Raw genomic sequence first — 18,877 nt, forward strand, 5'->3', positions numbered from 1 at the left:
ATGAAGATCACCCTGCGCACCTACGTGTTCATGGACGCGCTGCAGCCGCAGCTGGCGTCTTACATCGCGACGTCTTCGCAAGGCTTTCTGCCGGTGCCCGGCGATGCCTGCATGTGGATCGAGGTCGCGCCCGGCATGGCGGTGCACAACCTCTCGGACATCGCGCTGAAAAAAACCAATGTGCGCATGGGCGAGCAGGTCGTCGAGCGCGCTTTCGGCTCGATGGAGCTCCACTTCCGCAACCAGAGCGAGGTGCTCGCTGCGGGCGAACTGATCCTGCGGCAGCTCAACACCACCATGGAGTCGCGGCTGCGCTGCAAGGTGGCGTGGAACGAGATCATCCGCGCCATCACTCCCGACCACGCCACGCTGATTAATCGCCAGTTGCGCAAGGGCTCGATGATCCTGCCTGGCAAGAGCATGTTCATCCTGGAAGTCGAGCCGGCGGGCTATATCGTCTATGCCGCCAACGAGGCCGAGAAGGCCGCGCACATCACCCTGGTCGACGTCAAGGCCTTCGGTTCTTTCGGCCGCCTGACCATGATGGGCAACGAGGCCGAGGCTGAGGAAGCGCAGCGCGCAGCGCTTGCCGCGATCGAGCGCCTGAACCAGCGCGCCGTCCCACACATGTGAGCCCCATGGAAATCGACTCCATCGCAAAAAAGCTGCTGTTTTCCACTGTGCGAGTGGATACCGAACTCGAGGATGGCAGCACCGGCTCGGGCACGGCCTTCATCCTCAGCCACGCCCACGCCCGGGGCAGCACGCCGTTTATCGTCACGAACCGCCATCTGGTCGAGGGCGTGCGCCGCGGCGGCCTGGTGTTCACCCAGACAAGTGAGGGCAAGCCGGCATTCGGCCAGCGCTTTCAGCTCAATATCGACGACTTCCCCGCGGCGTGGTTCGTCCATCCCGATCCCGAGGTCGATCTGGCCATCGTGCCGCTGCGACCGCTCGAGCGTGCGGCGCGCGATCTTGGCGTGCAGCTGTATTACCACGCGATCGACAGCCAGAGCATTCCCGATGCGGCCGCGGTGCGGGGTTTCGACGCACTCGAGGAGGTGCTGTTCGTCGGCTATCCCAGCGGGGTGTGGGATCAGGTCAACCTCATGCCCATCCTGCGACGCGGCACTACGGCCACGCCGCTGGAACTCGACTTCGAGGGGCACAAGCAATTCCTGATCGACGCCGCAGTGTATCCCGGATCGAGCGGCAGCCCGGTATTCGTGGTGCGCGACGATCCGCTGCGCCCGCGCGGCGACTCGGCGCGCACCATCTGGTTCGCCGGGGTGGTGGCGGAGGTGTTCTTCCGCGAAGAGGCCAACCAGCTCGTGCCCGGGCCGGTGCCGGCGCAGCCCCAGTCCGTCGGCGCGGAGATGATCGACCTCGGCCTAGTGATCAAGTCCGAATCCGTACGCGAGCTCATCGACGCATACGTACACAAATGGCTGTCTGACTGAATCCGCCCGCGCCGCGGCTACGATGTCGGGCATGAATGCACTGGACGCCCTGTCCGCGGTTTCGGTCGTGGTGGTTGCGTATTTCGCAAAAGCGGGACAGCAGTTTCGCCAATTGGAGGACAGTGGTTTCGCGAAATCGCTACAGCGAGGCGGCGCTGGTTTTTTAACGCGAGAGGTTGGCTGGATTTTCCGATCTTTCACACGTGACGATCGAAGTCCAGCGGCAGACTTGGTCGCCGGAACGGCTGGAAGAGGCCAATAGCTCAGAATGTGAATAATACCGCCGCATACCAAGAATACTGATTTGTGGCCGGTGCGTTCTGAATGCCTTTCGCGGCATAGCCGAGGAGATGGATGTTTTCATCCAGATCGTATTTCGCCCCGATACCGAGGCTTGTCGTCGCAAGGTTGCCCGCTCGGTCAGCGGTTTGATGAAAGACTTCGACGCCAAGCTGTAGCTTGGGCAAGACCTGTCGCGTTAAGGTGCCGCCATAGATGCAAAAATCGTGAGATCGTCCGGCGGCACTAAACTGACAGCCGCCTCCTCCGAACGCCGACCATTTGCCCCAATCCTTCTGCACCCAGATCGGCAACAGAAAAGACGCCTGGCGATCGCCGACGGATCGGGAGCCGCTTGGCAGGAAGACTCGCGGAAACACGGCGACGTCAAACCCGAACGTATCCTGGTGGAGAAATCTGTACTTTGCCGCGAGTTCGATGTTGCTGAGGCCGATGGCAGTTGGCCCGTTCGAGGGAAAGTCGAAGCCGACGGGTAGCGTTGCGGTGAGTTGCAGGTCGGGGGCCGCACCATAGTTGAAATCGATTCCACTCGCCCCCGAGAGGCCTCCTTTCGAGCGGGTTCCCTTGTTGAAAGTGTAGATTTCATAGTGATGATAATCGGTCGGTTCGGGATCGTCGGACTGATAGGGAGGGCCTGCAATGGCTGGGAAGGCGTGCATGACCGTGAGCCCAGCAGTCAGGGTAACAAAACCAGTCCGGCGCCCGATGCGTCTTTTCGACATTTTGCTCACAATGGCCGCAGTTTCCAACCTTTCGTCGGCGCGAGGCAGCATACCATTTCGTCCGGGATCATGCAGGATGTTGGCCCGCTCGCTGGGGTAGCAGAAAAATCAGGCCAACGATGACCGCCGCCAGCATCGCCGAAGCGAGTGGCCTGCTCAAGTCAAGACCGCCATGGTTGATCGGTTTGTCGAGGAAGTCACCGACGGTCGCTCCGAGCGGTCGCGTCAAAATAAAGGCGGTCCAAAACAAGAAAACGCGCGATACACTCGTCCAGTAATAGAGCGCAGCAACGACTGCGAGCGCGGCGCCGAAGACCAGAGCGCCGCCCTGATAGCCGAGCCCGCCAGTATCGGCGAGCCAATCGCCGAGTGCGGTGCCGAGCGTTTGGGAAAAGGTAATCGTCACCCAATAGAAGATTTCGACTTTTGGGGATGCAACTGTCATCACGTCCACAGTGCCCATGGCAAAATACCAGATCGCAAGGGAGGCCAGGACAAGACAAAAGAGAATCGACGCGCCACCGGTATAGCCAATACCTAAGGAGCGATCGAAAAAGTCTGCCATGGCGGTGCCGACTGTCGTCGACGCCACGATGGCGATCCAATAGACCCAGGCGTTGAATTTCTTCGTTGATATTTGGGCTGCAACCGCGGCGACAAATATCACGAGAAATATGCCTGTGCCGATCAGATATCCGCCATTGTGCGCATTTTTGTCAGCGTGAAAAACGCTCATTGTCACCGCATCGCCGCCGGTCTCCCCAAGCGTCGTTGCAAGAATTTTGATGATCCAGAACCCGAGCGTGACGGCGGGGACCTTGCTCAAGTTGGCAGAGACTTCGTTTTTCATGAGTAATTACCTTCAATCGCTGCTTTTGCTTCCGGCCATACGTGTCGAATCTAGAGCGTTTTCGAGCGAAGTGGGCACCGGTTCGCGTGAAGAAAACGCGTCAATTCAAAATCATAGAGCCTCGCTTCTGATTCCATCAGAAGCGGAATGGCTCTAGTGGCTTTCCCAGACAGGAGTCGGTGAGGTCGATCGCCAACGTGGATTCCGAATGAGCCAGCCGACTTAGGGGGAACTTAGAAATCGAGCGGTTGACGGGAGAATTGAGGTATCGTGCTAAGGCGCCGCTAAGTGCCCTGATGAATTCAGATCGAAACGTTCCCAACATGGAGGTGGGGATCGCCTTCGGGGAAACCGGCATGTCGCCGCTGAAAAAGGCCGAACTGGCCAGGGCGACTGGTATAAAGGGACGTTTCGACGGGCCGTCGGTACGGTGTTTCATGCGTATCCTCTTGGTTGAAGATGACCGAATGGTCGGGGCGGCGGTGACGCAGGCGCTCAAAGACGCCGCCTATGCGGTGGATTGGGTGAAAGATGGCCAAACCGCGATCGAAGCAGCGCATGCGGTAACCTACGATCTCACATTGCTCGACCTCGGATTGCCATCTCCAGACGGCACCGAAGTGCTGCGCGCCTTCCGGAAGATGAACCGGCAGTTGCCCGTCATCATCGTGACTGCCCGCGATGCGATCGACGATCGTATCAACGGACTTGACCTCGGCGCGGACGATTACCTCGTCAAGCCTTTCGAAATCCGGGAGCTTCTCGCGCGCATGCGGGCCATCCTGCGGCGGCAAGGAAGCGGAAGCTCCGCAATCTTGAGCAATGGCACGATAAGTCTCGATCCGGCGACCCACGAGGTCACTCACGGTGGCGGCGCGGCACGCCTGACGGCACGGGAGTTCGCTCTTCTTCAGGCTCTCATGCTTCGCCCGGGCACGATCCTGTCGCGAGTCGATCTTGAACGGCACATCTACGGTTGGAACGAGGAGGTCGAGAGCAACGCCGTGGAGTTCCTGATCCATGCGATCCGCAAAAAGCTCGGAGCGTCGTCGATCCGCAACGTCAGGGGCGTCGGCTGGATGGTCGATCGGTCATGTTGATCGCCTCGCTGCGCGGGCGACTCTTCACGGGGCTCGCCCTACTCACCGTCGGGATGGCGCTCGCAGCGGGCTATCTCGCCTACCGGTGGGCGTTCGATGAGGCGATCGAACTTCAGGACGCGATCCTGTTGCAGGTGGGATCGCTGGCGGCAAACAACCATCTGTCGACCAGACTTCCGCCGGAAGGAAATATTGACGGTGAGGCGCAGGTTCTTATCGAGGAGATCAAGCCGAACGGCGATACGACTACGCGGGGAAATGCGCAGTCGCGGTTCTCGAGCGATCTCCCGGACGGGTTCCAGACTGTCATGCGGGGCGGGACGCAATGGCGGATCCTCGTCCGGACACGTTCCGATGGAAGTCGCGTCGCCGTCGGTCAACCGACGGCCAACCGTGACGAAGTCGCGCAGGACAGCGCGCTGCGGACGATCGTGCCACTGGGAATCCTTGTTCCCTGCCTCATGGTGCTGATTGCCGTCGTGGTGGATCGGAGCCTGCGCCCGCTTTCCCGGTTGGCAAGGCATCTTGACGCGAAGAAATCGGACCATTTGGAAAAACTGCCGACGGACGCCATTCCAACCGAATTGGTGCCATTTGTCGCATCGATCAATCGCCTCCTCGAACGCATCGCGATGATGTTCGACAAACAGCGGCGGTTCGTCGCCGATGCCGCGCATGAGCTTCGCACACCCATCACCGCCCTGGTCGTCCAGGCCGAGAATCTGGGGCAGGCCGATCTTTCGGAGGACGGGCGCGATCGTCTCAACTCCCTCAAGACCGGTATTCGCAGGATGGGGCACCTGTTGGAGCAACTGCTCGCGTTGGCGAGGTACGACAACGACACTTCCGCAGACGATCCGCAAACCGACTTTGGTCACGTCCTTAAGGAGGTGGTCGCCGATCTTCTTCCCGCCGCGCGGGACAAGTCGGTTGATCTTGGTTTTGCTTGCATCGAACCGGTTTCGGTTGGGGTCGAACCGGTCGCCCTTACGGTCCTTGCTCGAAATCTGCTCGACAATGCCTTGAGACACACGCCCCCGGGCGGACGGGTGGACGTAAGTCTTTTTGCTGAAAAGGAGCTTGTGGTTTTCAGGGTTGAAGATACCGGATCCGGAATTCCGGATGCTGATCTTGGTCGGATATTCGAGCCCTTCTTTCGGGGAAGTCATGCTCGCGGTGAGGGGGTCGGTCTTGGTCTTTCGATCGTACGGCGCATCGTCGATCGATGTCACGGATTAATCAGACTTCAAAATAAGCCAGGCATTGAAGGGTCTGGCCTGCGGGCGACAGTCTCCTTCCCGCAGAAATGAAGCGCAATGGGTTGCGCTGTAAAAGGAATCTGTGCGTTCGATCGCGGTACCGAACATCAGTTGGTGCCGTATGTTCTTCCGTCGTTTCGAACCTCATTCTGCCTAAGCTTTCGAGGGGAGACCAACCCCGCGCGACCGCGCCTCCAGCTATGCCGGCGAAGGTGTCGGCAGAGCAGGCATAACCGCGGCGATGAATTGACGCGCGACGATCGATGAAGACGTTTGACCCGGCCGAGTTTGTAGTATAAGATATATGAAGGATATGTATTTTTATTTGACGATGATGCGGCACAAAGGATTTCTCTAACCTCGCCGCGCTGTAAGAAGTGACACCTGATTTCGTCGGCTCTGCGTGAATCGCCTACCTGCTGGAAAACGCTGGGGAGGGGTTATGGTTCAGGAAGTCGTCTGGGGCGTCTCAATCGTGCTGATGGGGACGCTCGCCGCTGTATTCGCTTGGGTGGCGATAGGCGCCAATGTCGCGCTCGCTGATTACGGCCCTATCATCGCGTCGGCATACCGACTGCGCACATGGCTGTTCGGCCTCGCTATCATCGTCCTGATAGGAACGAACTATTACACCCTCGGCAAACTTCCCTACGTGTCGCGTATGTCTGCGCCAACGTCCGCCAAAGCGGCGCAGCCCGTCGAGGCCGTCGCCGAGCAGTGGTCGTGGAGTATCAAACCAGACGCGTTTCGGGTCGGAGAGACGGCGGAATTTCACGTCGCCAGCAAGGACGTGAACCACGGTTTTGCGCTCTACGATCCAGACATGCGCATCGTTGCTCAAACCCAGGCGATGCCCGGATACATCAACGTGCTGCGCTACACCTTCAATGAACCGGGCGTTTATCGGGTGTTGTGCCTCGAATATTGCGGGGTCGCGCATCACGAGATGACGGCGGAAATCAAAGTCTCCACGCATTAAGCGGCGCAGCCAGGAGGATGCTATGACCGTCCAAGCCGTGCAAAGCCGGAGCGCGACGAGCGCACGCGCTGCTGTTCTCGCCTACATAGTCGTGTCTGGACTTGTTCTGTTGCTGATGATGCTGCTCGGACTGACGATGCGCCTGGCGCAGGCGCAATGGATCAGTATCCAGCCGGATTTCTTCTACGTCATCATGACTATGCATGGCGCCGGCATGGTCGGCATCGCCGGCTTGAGCGGCGCTGCGGTGATGTGGTATTTTGTGCGTCGTCACGTGCCGGTGTCGACGGCGGTGTTCGTCGCCAATCTGGTGTTCTTCCTGATCGGCGCCGTACTCATTCTCGGTAGCGGTTTCATCGGCGGATTCGCCGCCGCCTGGACCTTCCTGTTCCCGCTGCCCGCACATTCCGGCGAGCTTTGGTCGGTCAATGCAGCCGCTTCCTACATGGTGGGCTTGCTGTTCGTCGGCGTCGGCTTTCTGCTGCTGCATCTCGACATCGCCCGCGGCATTCTTTCCGTCTATGGCGGGCTGGGCGCGGCGCTCGGTGTCAAACAAGCCTTTGGTCTGGCGCCGGAAGATGAAGGGCCGCCGGCTGCCGTCACAGCTTCGACGATGGTGCTGATCATCAACATCCTCGGCATTCTGCTCGGCGCCGCTGTGCTCGTCGTCTCGCTGGTCAATTTGTATGTGCCAAGCTTCACCTTCAACGCGTTGGCGGCGAAGAACATGATCTATTTCTTCGGCCACGTCTTTATCAACGCCACGATCTACATGGCGGTGATCGCGGTCTACGAGATCTTGCCTGTCTTTACCCATCGCAAGTGGAAGACGAACCGCGCATTCTATTTTGCCTGGGTGCTCTCGACGGTGATGGTGCTGACGGTCTACCCGCATCACTTGCTGATGGACTTTGCCATGCCGACCTGGGCGCTGATCGCCGGCCAGATCATCTCCTGGCTGAGCGGCCTGCCGGTTCTGCTGGTGACCGCCTTCGGCGCGCTCACCAATGTCTATCGTTCCGGGATCAAGTGGACCGTAGCGTCGGGCCTTGTCTTCGTCGGAGTGGCTGGCTGGGCGATCGGCGTCATCCCGGCGATCGCCGATGGAACCATCGAGGTGAACAGCTTCATGCACAACACGCAATGGGTGCCCGGCCACTTCCATACCTATCTGCTGCTTGGCATGGTGGCGATGTTCTTCGGCTTCATGACCTACCTCGTCCCAAGGACGACGGGTGCTTTGCTGCCGTTCGGCTTCTGGCTCTACCTCGTCGGCGGCTCGGTATTTGTGCTTTGCTTCCTCGCCGCCGGAAGCGTCAGCGTACCGCGCCGCTACGCGGTGCATCTGCCGGAGTGGTTGCCTTATGACCGGGTGGCTTCGATCGGCGCGACGCTGGCGGTGCTGGGGGCATTGATCCTGGTGCTTAATTTCGTCATCGGATTGCCATCGGCAATGCGCGAGGAAGCCGAAGCATGATGACGCGCGGCTTTCTTCCTCTGCTTGCGATCGTTGCTGCGACGGGAATCGCCGCGCTGGCGTGGGAGACCGATGGATTTCGCGTCGTCACCAGCGCCGGCGCGCGGCAATTGTCCATCGAACGCACGCCACGCCTCCTCCCCGACGTGCGACTGGTCGATCAGGACGGTGATGCCTTCTCGTTGAGTTCATACAAGGGCAGGGCCGTTCTGGTCGACTTCATTTACACCCGCTGCCCGACGCTGTGCCGCGTGCTCGGCGATGACTTTCATGGCGTGCTGCAGCTCATGCGCGACGCGGGAGCCGGCGCGCCGCTCGACTTACTCAGCATCAGCTTCGATCCGCAAACCGACGATCGGGAGGCGTTGCAGCTTTACGGCGAGCGCTATGGCGCGAAGGCGCCGCGCTGGCGGATCGCCGCGCTCGCCGACGAGCGTGGCCTCGCCACGTTGAAGCAAAGCTTCGGCGTCGTTGTTATCCCCGACGGCATGGGCGGCTTCATTCATAACAGCGCCGTCTATCTCGTCGACGCACGAGGGCGTCTGACCCGCATCCTCGATCCCGATTCGCCTCCACAGCTCCTCGCGGACGCGTTGCGCGTGTCGTCGCCATGAGCCCGCGCTTGTGTTTCGTGGCCGCCATCGGATCATGGCTTGCCTTGTGGCTATGGCCGGTGCGCATCGCACTCGAGAGCGACATGGCCGTGCATATGACGATACAGGTGCCTCTGCTGATCGGCATCGGCTTGTTTCTTGCGAGCGGTGTCCGCGCACATGAGCCGCACTGGCTCGCCGATGCCGACTGGCTCGGTATTCCCGGCATTGTGATGGTAGTGTTGGGCACGTCTTTCTGGATGCTGCCGCGCGCCCTCGATGGTGCGGTCGCTGATCCGTTGGTGGACGCAGCCAAGTTCCTTAGCCTGCCGCTGCTGGTGGGCTTACCCCTGGGCCTGTCTTGGCGCCGTATGCCGCCGCTCGGACGCGCGTTCATCTGGGCCAATTTCATTCCCAAGCTGGGCGCGATCGGCGGCCTCTACCTGGCGGCGCCAACGCGGCTTTGCGCCTATTATCGTCTCGACCAGCAGGCCGTGGCCGGCTGGACGCTGATCGTCCTCGCTGTCGTGCTGGGCACGCTATGGTTCATCGTCGCGTTCGTCGGCTGGCCGGCGCGTGGGCTGCGACAGCTCTCGCCGGCTGCACCTCCATGAGGGTTCCTTGGCCTTATCCTGCTCGTTGTCGATCATGGCAAGAACTCGTCCAATATCGGCTCATCCCCGGCAACGATCAGACGACGTCAAGCCTGTAGTCGACACCCTCCCAGCGATCTTGCGCCGACCAGCGGATGGTGAAGACGATGGCGCTCCCGGGTTTGAGAGTTGCGGTATCGAGGTCGGCAAAGTGAATGCCGAGGCCGCTGTCCGCGGTCGCCGTGTCACGGATGTTACGCCAATCGTCCGCGCTCCAATGGACAAGGGCCTCCGACGGCAGTTCGATTCGTAAAACGCGCCCCGCCGGTATGCGGCGGCATTTGTTGTTGAAGCGCCAGATGGCATGGCGCGGGCGCTTGCCTTCAACCTGATAGCGCTCCCTGGGCTGCGGCGGCATATCGAAGACGCGGCCGTCCCTGAGCGAGCGCAGGAGCTTGACATGCTCCGCATGCGCCCAGACCAGCGGCATCGCCGACCCGGAAGGGCGGCCCAAAAAAAGCTCCCGCTCGGGAATGTCTGCGGCTTCCCAAATCTGCTCGGGGATGAGATGGCCGTCGCTCGCGAAGCCTTCGAGCGCCGCCAGCAAGGTCTCGGCCTCGGCCCGATGGCCGGCTGCGAGTTCGTAATGCGCGCGCTCGCCGGTCAGAAGGGGCCAGCATCGCCCCGTTCCGGTGCCGTCGAACGGCCGGCCGTCCTCGTGTTCACCGTAGCCGTCACCATTGTAGCGATGCCAGCACGGACCCGCAGGCAAATCGACTTTCAGCAAGGCATCGATGACGCGCACGGTGTTCAGAATGCGCGGGTCGTCGGCAGCGCGCAGCCCGAAGCGCACCAGCGCCAGCGCATCGGGGCTCACCAGCAGCGAGGCCTGCAGGCGGCTCGACTGGGGCGGGCGGTTCTTGATCGGAACGAATCCGTCCAGGGGCGACGCGGCATCGGCGACCTCGGGCGGAGCGATGCGAGCGTAATAGCCGTCAACGCCTATCTTTTCGGCGAGCGATGTGCCGGTGGCATAGGTCCACCGCTCGATCGAGCTGTTCCAGACGTCAGCGGTTTCGCGGAGATAGGCTGCTTTCCCGGGCGCGGACAGGCGGTCGGCAATATCGGCAGCAACCAAAAGCGCCGCGATCACAACCGCGAGCGTGAAGGGTGAATAACCGCTGTCTTCCTCCCACCGATCTTGCCCCGTAACAGGCCCGTTGCCGAGGATGAACGTGGCTGCTTTCTCGATCATCGGCCAGATGCCCGGCAACTCCGCCTCCGATAACGCGCCCTCACGAAAGGCAAGGTCAACGAGCAAGATGGGAAAGGCGCATTCGTCAAGCTGCACCCCATTCCAATAGGGCGTGCCGTCGAGCCAGCAATTCTGCGGCCAATGGCCGTCCGCCTCCTGGACTCCCTGAAGATAGGCGATGACGTGCCGTGCTTCCTTCTTCGCGCCCGCGGCAAGCAGCCCGCCCGCGTTCTCGACGAGATCGCGTGGCCAGACCAGATGATAACCGCCGAGATCGCCGTCCCCCTTGGCGAAGCCCCAGGGCACCGACAGGCTCGCAATATAGCCGCCGGCAAAGGAACTGGCCTCATGGGTGCGCAGCACGGCGGTGCTCACTCTGTAGCTATTGTGGTTAGTCGCATGGCCGGCGGGGTCGAGCGGCAGAAGCGTGTCCTGCCAGCTGCGCCATCCGGCGATGTATTCTCCGATCTTCGTCTCCATGTCGTCGTCGAGACTCATGCGAACGCGGAGTGCTGCCTCGGCAGCCGTTCTGCCGAAACCCAGGGCCAGGACGATGTCGTTGCCTGTCGCCAGGCCGATTTCGCCGACCAGGGCAACATTGCCGTTCCGTGCGACATCGTAATGCCAGCGCAGTTCGGAATGCTGCCGCAGATCCTGCCAGCCGTCCGAGACGCCGACGAAGCCGACCGATCTCGCCACGAAAGGCGGCGAGCAACCGAGAGCAAGCGCGGTTCCGCCGCCTTCGGCAAACAGCATCGGCACGCCCTTGTAGTCGTCGACCCAGGCAGTATTGTCCGCTCCCTTATTGACTAGGTGCGGTGCAAGCAGCGCATAGAGCCGGTATTCCGCCGTCGAGCCCACGAGCGCCTGCAATGAGATACGCTGAAGCACGACATCGCGGCGAGGATCGGCGAACACCAATTGCTCGATTTGATAACGGCCCTGAGTACAGGTGCTGGTAATGGCGAAAGCAGGCACACCTTCAGCGATCGATCGAATGGTGCTGCGTGCGTCGCGCTTCTGTTCCGAGAAAAACCCGTGTTCGTCAGTGACGATGAGGCCTAAATCCCGGGTGCAGGCCTGGTCGATTCGAGGATAATAGATCTCGTTGAGGATACCGTGGCTCACTGTAAACCAGACGCGGCTGCGTGGCTCCAGCGCCGTGCCGACACCGCTTTTGGCGCTCGACGTCCACCGCGCCGGGCTGCCGGGCCACCCCGGTGCGGGCTTGTCCAAGGGCATCTGCATTCTCCCATTCGGGTGACAGGTGAGCGATAGCCGGAACGATCGGACGGTCGTCGCGCTCTTGATTGGATTTATTCGGGCAGGGTCTCATAAAGCTTAAGATTGTGGCGCGCCGATTGTTCCCGGCACCGCGATGTTGGCAGAATGGGTACGGGGCGCCGCGTACATGCTCTATGCCCTTGTCTTCGAGCCACGCGGCCAGATCGCTCGCCACGTATGACGAACCGTTATCCGAGAGGAGCCGCGGTAAATCAGTCTTGCCTCACCATTCGAATCGTGTGCCGAGCCCCACCGATGTCGAGCCCTTCGCATCGACATCGGATTCCACGCGGATATGGCGCGTTACGTCCACATTGGCCGAGAGGCCGGACTGGCTGGGGGTCGCACCGGTCCGGACGCCCACGCTCAGCCTGTCGCCGATCGCGCGCGACGCGCCGACCGTCGGGCCGCCGGCGCCGACGCCGACGTCCAGACTGTCGACGCCGAGCGAGCGGCGCATCCGGTCCAGCATCCCGTCGCCACCGCCTGCGAACTGCGCCGCGACTTCCGCGAGCTGCAGGGCCTGCGCCGTCGTCAGGCTGCCCGAGGCCTTCTCGAACAGGATGCGCGACAGGATTTCATCCTGCGGCAGCTCCGGTCGCGACGTGAAGGCGAAAACCGGCGCCGCCGCCGGGCCCGAGATCCCGATCTGGGCGGTGATGTCGGAAGCCTGTATCTCCGCCGCGAAATCGAGTTCGGGCGCGAAGTCTCCATTGAAGGAGAGGTTGCCCTTGGTGAAATTCAGCGTCTTTCCCAGCACCGCCATCTTGCCGCGATAGAGCGAGAACGCCCCCTTCGGCACGGGCTTGTCGGTCGTGCCGCCGACATGAAGGGAGCCGCCGAGTTCCGCATTCACCCCGCGGCCGTGCACGAAGACGTGGTTCGGCGCCGAGACGGTGACATCGAGCGCGGCGTTGAAGAGCGCCTGGCGGCCCTTGCCCTTGCTGTTCCTGGCGGCCTCCGCCTTGCGCGCCGCTGCCAGCCTGGTGGCGGCCTGGCCCGTGGCGTTGACATGGTCGATGCCCTCGATCGGCTTCAGCGTCGAGGGCAGGCGCTCCGGAATATCGACGCTGACATGGGTGAGATCGACGCGGCCGCTTATCTTCGGATCCCGCGCAAGCGCGCCGGTGACGTTGATGGCAAGATTCGCCTGAGCGGTCGCGAGTGCGCTCGCCGCGAGCGTCGCCTGTTGTCCGCGGATCGAGACCGTGCCGGGAAAGCCCGCATCGGGCGCGATCCGGACCTGGCCGGACCCGGAGAGCGTGCCGCCGTTGGGCGTCGTCGCGCTCAGTCGCTCCACGGATATACGCTCGCCTTGCGCCGTGACCTTCGCCTCGATGGCATCGAGCCGCGTTCCGACCAGGCTGTCGCGGAAACTGCCGCCGCTCATGGTGGCGATGCCGTCGACCTGGGGCCTGGCGCGCGTGCCGCCCACGCGGGCATCGATCTGCACGATTCCGGAAACGGTGCGGCCGGAGGCGGACAGCATGGCATTGGCGACCGCGGCATCGAGCCGGCCTTTCGCCGTCAGCGCGATTGCCTCCGCGGCATCGAGCGGCACGGTGCCGGCCGCCGTGAGGGTGCCTGCCTTGCCCGCTGAAGCAGTGGCATAGAGCTTTATGCGGGTCTTTTCGAGGCGGCCGTTCAGGGTGATATCGATCGGCGGCACGCCGGCGCTCCTGGTTTGCGGCGCCGTGAACCGCTTGACAGCGATCTTGTACTCTCCCGTCGGCGCGCTCGCGGAGCCGCCGATCGCGGCCGACGCATCGAGCGTGCCGCCGAGGCCAAGGCCCGGCACAGCGACCTCGGCCTCGGCGAGCGGGACCGCGCTGGCCACGGCCTTGAGGTCGAGCACCTTGCCGGCCTTGCCGTCGAGCGTAAAGCGGCCGCCGCCGATCCCGATCGCCAGATGCTGGATCAGCACGGTGCCGTCGTCGAGCGTGAAGCTCGCGGGCGCTTGCAGCGCGACCGCCTTGGCGCCGCGTTTCGCGGTGAAGCGGTTGAGGTCGAACCGGATAGGCTGCTTCGGTGTCAACAGGCCTGCGGCGTGGAGATTGAAGCCAGCAGCCTTGGCGGACAGGCCGATCGTGCTCGCGTCGGCATCGCCTTTCGCGCTTAAGGTTGCGTTCGCGATCGTCTGGCCGCCGATCTCCGCGCCGTTGATCTCGGCATCCGCGTTGAGCACCGGACGGCTGTAGAGATCGTCGCCATCGGCGCGCAGATCGAAGTTGCGGATGACAGTGCTGGCGGCCCGGAGTCCCGTGCCCTTGCCGGTGAGGCGGATGGATTGCCGCCCGCCGTCGTCGGCCAGCGCAAGATCGAGCGAGGCCGCACCGGCAAGATCGGTGAGCGCGAGCGGCGCGATGTCTGCCAGCGATCCGGCCGCGAAATGAACCTCTCCACGCGCTAGGTTTTGCGCGTCGGTCGCGCCCGCGCCTGTCAGCGACACCGACCCGATGGCGATGTCGAGGGTCCTGGCCTCCCATCCCGCGAAAGCGGGAGTCGGCTGCTCACCTCGATCGGCCTTGTTGCCGGAAGCGCGCTCGATTGAACGGCGGCTTGCCTGAACGATTCCGCGCGCCGGCTTGCCATCAACAGTGCCGTCGAGCTTGATGTCGATGGCGCAAGGTCCGTTGATGTCGGCGACTGTCGCCGTGAGTCCCAGATGCGGGATCGGGCGCTGCATCGCCGTCGCGCGATCCAGCACCGCCGTGAGCGACAGTCCGGGATGCGCGAGTCCTCCGGTCAGCCGGGCATCGAGCGCTGCAACACCCGAGAGACGCGCATCGGCCGCCGCGAGATTCGGAAGTTCGATACGCGCCGCGAGGTCGCTCGCGTCCCGGGTCACGCGTCCCTTGGCGCGAACCGCGACATGGGCGCCGTCGAGCGAAGCCTCGCGTATGGTATAGGTATCGTTGCCGCCGGACGAAAGATCGGCGGCAAGGGTGACACGCGGTCCCGCAAGTCCATCGAGCGCGGCAAGCCCGGTGGCGAACCGGTCGCCGGTGCCGGACAGCCTGGCGTCGATGCGGCCGTGTCGAAGGTCGCCGTCGAGATAAAGACCCAACGTCACCGCGCCCGCAAGCTTCAACCCGGCAAGGCCGCTGAAGCGGCCGAGATCGGGCACGGTGCCGGTCGCGCGCCCGCGCAGCCGGTCTCGGCTGGCTTCGCCCGTATACGCGGCCTGAACCGTGGAGGTGCCGACTTCCAGCCGCTCGATCTTTGCCTTGCCGCCGAGATCCGTGCTGCCCTTCAGCACGAGGGATGCGCTGTCGCCGATCGCTGCCGCGAGAGCAGGGTCCCGCAGCGCGATGCCGGAAGCGCGCAAGCTTGCATCGATCGCGATGGTCGTGGCGAGATCGCTGAGTTCGGCCTCGGGAACGGCGTCGATCGAGGCTTCGAGCGCGTCAAGGCTGCCGTCGGGCAAACGGGCATCGGACACCGCGAGTTTCGCCGAAACGCGGGGCGCCTTCGCCGGGCCGTTGACCCGGCCGTCGAAGGTGAGGCTGCGGATCGAGCCCTGGTCGGTTTCGGTGACGTCGCCGTTGCTCGGCAGCGAGCGAACGGTTGCCGAGAAATCCATTATCTTGTCGGCGCCGAGCGCGCCCTTCACCTCGAGCCGAGCGAGACGGCTGGTGAGCGTCAGCCCGTCCATGACGACGCTGCCGTCATCGCCGATGCGCGTGGCGCTATCGAGCCTGGTTTCGCCAGCGAAGACGGAGGCGGCAAGCGGCGGCAGCCAAGGCCCGAGATGACCGGAGACTCGGGTTGCGAGAACCCGGCCGGTCCCGCTTTGGTCGAGCGTGATGGCGCCGGTCGCATCAATCGTCGGGCCGGCCTGGAATTTCAGCGCGCCGCGAAAGCTGTCGAGCGTGCCCTTGCCGCGAAGCGCGAAAGCGATGGGCGGTTCGCCGGGAAACCGGCCGAGCTTGGACAACAGCCCGTGGGACGGCTCGTCCAACGTGACATCGAGGGTGAGGGCATTGCCCTGCGGCACGAAGGCAAGCGCTACCTTGAAGCGGCCCGGGGAATCCTTGCGGGTCGCGTCGAGATTGAAGGTGAGCCCTTCCGAGGGCGAGCCCAGTTCGGTGTTTCCGGTCGCAGCCAAGCTTACGGCCTCGCCGAGAACCGGCTCACCGAGCACCAGCGCGTGCAGGTCGAACGCCTTCACCTGCACTTTCACCGGAAGGTCGGGCAGCATCGGCTGACTGGACTCCGCTGCGGATGGCCCCGGCTGTGCGGCGGGTTCGCTCGGCTCGGTGTCGGACTGGCCGGTCTCCGCGGTAGGCTGCTCAGGCTCCGCGACGGGCTGATCGGCGGCTTGCGGCTTCCGCCGGATCTCAAGCGTACCGATCTCGAGGCGGTCGATCTCCAGCCGGCCCAGCAGCAGCGCGGTGCGCCGCCAGACGAGGCGGGCGCGATCGAGCTTCAGCCAGATACCGTCCTTGTCGGTGATGGTAACGTCGCGGATCGTGGCGTCGGACGACAGCGCGCCATCGACGGCCCCGATATGCACCTGGGTTGCCGGCGTGGAGAGCGCCCGCGAAACGAGACCGGCGAGCAGATCCTGCTGATTGTCGCCGGTCCCGCCGATCATCTTGTAGGCAACGACGCCGGCCGTCGTGACGCCGGCGAGCCCGAGTGCTGCGGCGGCAAGCAGGATGGTTCGCCGCGCGCGCATCAGAACGCCTGTCCGATGCTGACATAGACCGCCCATAGGCTGTCGCCGGGGCGCGGGTTCAGCGGCGTCGCGACATCGAGGCGGATCGGCCCGACCGGCGTGAAATAACGCAGGCCGATGCCCGCGCCATAGCCGACATAGTCGTCGAAGTTCGGCAGCGATGAACTGGAGGCTGTGCCGAAATCGATGAACGGCACGATGCCGATGGTCGGCGTGACCTTCACCCGCACCTCGGCGGAGCCTTCGACCAGACTGCGGCCGCCGACGATCTTGCCGAGCATCATCGGCGAGATCGTATTGAAACCGAACCCGCGGACGGAGCCGCCGCCACCGGAGAAGAAGCGGTGCGCATCCGGAATACTGGCCAGCGGCGCGCCCCCGAGCGAGCCTACCGCCAGCCGGCCCGCCAGCACATATTTGGCGTCTTCGTCGAGCGCGTAATAAGTCGAGCCCGCGAGCCGCGCCTCATAGAGATCGATCGTCGAGCCCATCAGCTTCGGATAGGCATTGACCGTCGCGGCGAGACGCACGCCGCGCGTGGGATCGAGCAGGTTGTCGGTTGTGTCATAGCGTCCGCTGGCGGTGACGCCGATCAGCGTCGCATCGACCCGTCCGAGCACGTCCCGCGATTGCGATTGCTCGACCTGGAGGCCGGCCTGGGCCGAGGCCATCTCCGAAAAGCGATGGATTACGCCGATGGTGCCGCGCACCGCATCGTTGGTGTAGCCGCCGAGGTCGTTGTTGCCGACGCGCTCGCGGAAGGCGGTGGCCTCGACGAGGAGATCGTTGGGCGTACCGTATAAGGCTGGCTTGATGAAAGTCGCGGCGAATCGTGCGCCGAAATCGGAGGCGCTGAGATCTCTGAGGTTCGAATAGGAGGAGCCATCGAGCCGCCGCAGCAGCGAGGCGGATGCATCGAGCCGCAAGCGCTCGGCGTTGCCGAACAGGTTGCGATGCTCGTAATAGGTGGAGACGCCGGGACCGTCGATGGTCGAATACTGCGCCGAGAAACCCGCCGCGTGCTTCGGCCTTTCGGTCACGTCGATGAAGATAGGCAGGTTGCCGTTGGCGTCGAGCCTGTCGCCCTCGCGGATGCGGATGCCGCCGATCGCCGGAATCTTGGCGATCGAGGTTTTCACCAGCGCCAGGCGCTCGGGCGAATAAGGCTCGCCTTCGCGCAGATGGACATGGGTGGCGACCACGCGCGGATCGATATCCCCGCTATCTGAAATCGCGACATGGCCGATGCCGGCCTTGGGACCGGGCTCGACCCGCAGCCGAAAATCCATCGCGGCGGCGGCATGATCCACGGTGGCTTTCACGTCCGCAATCTTCGCCAGCGGATGACCGTTGCTGCGAAACCAGTCGATGAGTTTCAATTGCGCGGCGCGCAAATTGGCGGAGACCGCCGGATCGCCGGGCTTCAGCGGGAAGGCGCGACGCGGCAGCCGCTGCGGTGCCATCTCGCGGGGATAATCGACATCAACGGTGCGCAGCTTGAATATCGGACCGAGCCGCGCGGCGACCTTGACGGGAATGATTTTCCGGTTGCGAAAGCTCTCGGCGCGGCGCACTGCGGCGGCCAGACCGGTCTCGTCGGGCGAGACGGGAATCCCGTCGATCGTGATGTCGATCTCGGCGTTGTAGCGTCCAAGCCCCCAAAGGGCGTCGAGCAGCGGATTGATGTCGGCCTGCAGGCGGCGCACGAGGCCTTCGCCGTCCTGCGGCGGCTCTTGCCGAAGACGATAGGTAGCGGAGGCATCGCGCAGCGCCTGTTCAGCGTCGCTGTCCTTCTTGCCGTCGGCCGTCCTGGCCTCGATTTCCACCCGATACGATAATGCTGTTGCGCTGATCGGTGGCGGCTTGTCGGAACCGAGCAGACCGGAAAGGTCGAACGCACGAGCAGGCTCGCATAGCGACCAGCCCGCGGTTCCGATGGCGGCACAACCGGTACACAGAAACAGCCTCGCCGCAGCGACAAAATTTCTTCGTCTTGCCGGCCACTCCGAGGGAGCCGGGCATCGTGGCAGCATCTGTTCTTGAATTATTCCGCTCCCCCGAGCTTATTATCGGCTCAACCCGCGTCTTGATCCGCTCAGGCTCCGGCGATTCACTCGCCTCTGCAGCGCAACAGGCACCCCCGTGAAACTGTAGACATTATGATGGATTTTGTTGGGCGAAAATATGGAGCCGCGGTGCAGCGCACATCGGTTGAAAAAAGTCACGCATCTGAAGAGGTTCCTGGCGATACTTTTTCGCAACGTCGGTGCGGGAAGTACTCTCCTCATGCGGCTGCGGCTTGCGAAATCGAACGAATTGTGGCC

The 18,877-nt window shown here is 63.1% G+C and carries 13 protein-coding genes and 1 pseudogene; 8 read left to right on the plus strand and 6 right to left on the minus strand.

What is annotated here, in order from left to right; all coding sequences use genetic code 11:
- Positions 1 to 633, plus strand: coding sequence for a hypothetical protein (locus tag V4R08_RS13890; RefSeq protein WP_335579890.1), 633 nt, complete (start codon positions 1 to 3; stop codon positions 631 to 633).
- A 5-nt stretch (positions 634 to 638) separates the two neighbouring features.
- Positions 639 to 1,460, plus strand: a complete 822-nt coding sequence (locus V4R08_RS13895; RefSeq protein ID WP_335579891.1) for a S1 family peptidase — start codon at positions 639 to 641, stop codon at positions 1,458 to 1,460.
- A gap of 263 nt (positions 1,461 to 1,723) precedes the next feature.
- On the opposite strand, the gene V4R08_RS13900 is transcribed toward V4R08_RS13895, so the two are convergent.
- Together V4R08_RS13900 and V4R08_RS13905 are read right to left on the minus strand one after the other, a co-directional pair.
- Positions 1,724 to 2,533, minus strand: coding sequence for a transporter (locus V4R08_RS13900; RefSeq protein ID WP_335579892.1), 810 nt, complete (start codon positions 2,531 to 2,533; stop codon positions 1,724 to 1,726).
- A gap of 16 nt (positions 2,534 to 2,549) precedes the next feature.
- Positions 2,550 to 3,332: a COG4705 family protein gene (locus V4R08_RS13905; RefSeq protein WP_335579893.1), complete on the minus strand. Its 783-nt coding sequence runs from the start codon at positions 3,330 to 3,332 to the stop codon at positions 2,550 to 2,552.
- A 437-nt stretch (positions 3,333 to 3,769) separates the two neighbouring features.
- On the opposite strand from V4R08_RS13905, the gene V4R08_RS13910 reads away from it, so the two are divergent.
- From V4R08_RS13910 to V4R08_RS13935, 6 genes are all read left to right on the plus strand, one after another.
- Positions 3,770 to 4,432 carry a response regulator gene (locus V4R08_RS13910; RefSeq protein ID WP_335580294.1) on the plus strand — a complete coding sequence of 221 codons (663 nt, stop codon included), beginning with the start codon at positions 3,770 to 3,772 and terminating at the stop codon, positions 4,430 to 4,432.
- Positions 4,426 to 5,742: an ATP-binding protein gene (locus V4R08_RS13915; protein ID WP_335579894.1), complete on the plus strand. Its 1,317-nt coding sequence runs from the start codon at positions 4,426 to 4,428 to the stop codon at positions 5,740 to 5,742. The genes V4R08_RS13910 and V4R08_RS13915 overlap by 7 nt, the downstream gene beginning before the upstream one ends.
- Before the next feature lie 391 nt (positions 5,743 to 6,133).
- Positions 6,134 to 6,670 (plus strand): cupredoxin domain-containing protein, encoded by a 537-nt coding sequence (locus V4R08_RS13920; RefSeq protein WP_335579895.1) that lies wholly within the window; start codon positions 6,134 to 6,136, stop codon positions 6,668 to 6,670.
- Between the two features lie 22 nt (positions 6,671 to 6,692).
- Positions 6,693 to 8,147, plus strand: coding sequence for a cbb3-type cytochrome c oxidase subunit I (locus V4R08_RS13925; protein ID WP_335579896.1), 1,455 nt, complete (start codon positions 6,693 to 6,695; stop codon positions 8,145 to 8,147).
- Positions 8,144 to 8,761 (plus strand): SCO family protein, encoded by a 618-nt coding sequence (locus V4R08_RS13930; RefSeq protein ID WP_335579897.1) that lies wholly within the window; start codon positions 8,144 to 8,146, stop codon positions 8,759 to 8,761. Before V4R08_RS13925 ends, V4R08_RS13930 begins: the two co-directional genes overlap by 4 nt.
- Positions 8,758 to 9,354 (plus strand): hypothetical protein, encoded by a 597-nt coding sequence (locus V4R08_RS13935; RefSeq protein WP_335579898.1) that lies wholly within the window; start codon positions 8,758 to 8,760, stop codon positions 9,352 to 9,354. The genes V4R08_RS13930 and V4R08_RS13935 overlap by 4 nt, the downstream gene beginning before the upstream one ends.
- Positions 9,355 to 9,430: 76 nt before the next feature.
- Here V4R08_RS13935 and V4R08_RS13940 read toward each other — a convergent pair whose 3' ends face one another.
- The 4 genes and pseudogenes from V4R08_RS13940 to V4R08_RS13955 form a co-directional block, all read right to left on the minus strand.
- Positions 9,431 to 11,830: a glucan 1,4-alpha-glucosidase gene (locus tag V4R08_RS13940; protein WP_335579899.1), complete on the minus strand. Its 2,400-nt coding sequence runs from the start codon at positions 11,828 to 11,830 to the stop codon at positions 9,431 to 9,433.
- Between the two features lie 154 nt (positions 11,831 to 11,984).
- Positions 11,985 to 12,080, minus strand: a pseudogene (locus V4R08_RS13945) (integrase catalytic domain-containing protein); the annotation flags it as partial.
- A gap of 15 nt (positions 12,081 to 12,095) precedes the next feature.
- The gene (locus V4R08_RS13950; RefSeq protein ID WP_335579900.1) at positions 12,096 to 16,553 is read right to left on the minus strand and encodes a translocation/assembly module TamB domain-containing protein; all 4,458 of its coding nucleotides are present in this window, start codon (positions 16,551 to 16,553) and stop codon (positions 12,096 to 12,098) included.
- Complete coding sequence (locus tag V4R08_RS13955; protein WP_335579901.1) at positions 16,553 to 18,379, minus strand: autotransporter assembly complex protein TamA; 1,827 nt, start codon at positions 18,377 to 18,379, stop codon at positions 16,553 to 16,555. Before V4R08_RS13955 ends, V4R08_RS13950 begins: the two co-directional genes overlap by 1 nt.
- Positions 18,380 to 18,877 lie beyond the last annotated feature (498 nt).

It is taken from the genome of Nitrobacter sp. NHB1 (genome assembly GCF_036964665.1).
In the GTDB taxonomy this organism is placed as follows: Bacteria; Pseudomonadota; Alphaproteobacteria; order Rhizobiales; family Xanthobacteraceae; genus Nitrobacter.

Bases quoted from the DNA above. Each gene is read 5' to 3' on its own strand.
- V4R08_RS13890 (WP_335579890.1), top strand. From the start codon at position 1: ATGAAGATCACCCTGCGCACCTACGTGTTCATGGACGCGCTGCAGCCG.
- V4R08_RS13895 (WP_335579891.1), top strand. From the start codon at position 639: ATGGAAATCGACTCCATCGCAAAAAAGCTGCTGTTTTCCACTGTGCGA.
- V4R08_RS13900 (WP_335579892.1), bottom strand. From the start codon at position 2,533: ATGCTGCCTCGCGCCGACGAAAGGTTGGAAACTGCGGCCATTGTGAGC.
- V4R08_RS13905 (WP_335579893.1), bottom strand. From the start codon at position 3,332: ATGAAAAACGAAGTCTCTGCCAACTTGAGCAAGGTCCCCGCCGTCACG.
- V4R08_RS13910 (WP_335580294.1), top strand. From the start codon at position 3,770: ATGCGTATCCTCTTGGTTGAAGATGACCGAATGGTCGGGGCGGCGGTG.
- V4R08_RS13915 (WP_335579894.1), top strand. From the start codon at position 4,426: ATGTTGATCGCCTCGCTGCGCGGGCGACTCTTCACGGGGCTCGCCCTA.
- V4R08_RS13920 (WP_335579895.1), top strand. From the start codon at position 6,134: ATGGTTCAGGAAGTCGTCTGGGGCGTCTCAATCGTGCTGATGGGGACG.
- V4R08_RS13925 (WP_335579896.1), top strand. From the start codon at position 6,693: ATGACCGTCCAAGCCGTGCAAAGCCGGAGCGCGACGAGCGCACGCGCT.
- V4R08_RS13930 (WP_335579897.1), top strand. From the start codon at position 8,144: ATGATGACGCGCGGCTTTCTTCCTCTGCTTGCGATCGTTGCTGCGACG.
- V4R08_RS13935 (WP_335579898.1), top strand. From the start codon at position 8,758: ATGAGCCCGCGCTTGTGTTTCGTGGCCGCCATCGGATCATGGCTTGCC.
- V4R08_RS13940 (WP_335579899.1), bottom strand. From the start codon at position 11,830: ATGCCCTTGGACAAGCCCGCACCGGGGTGGCCCGGCAGCCCGGCGCGG.
- V4R08_RS13950 (WP_335579900.1), bottom strand. From the start codon at position 16,553: ATGCGCGCGCGGCGAACCATCCTGCTTGCCGCCGCAGCACTCGGGCTC.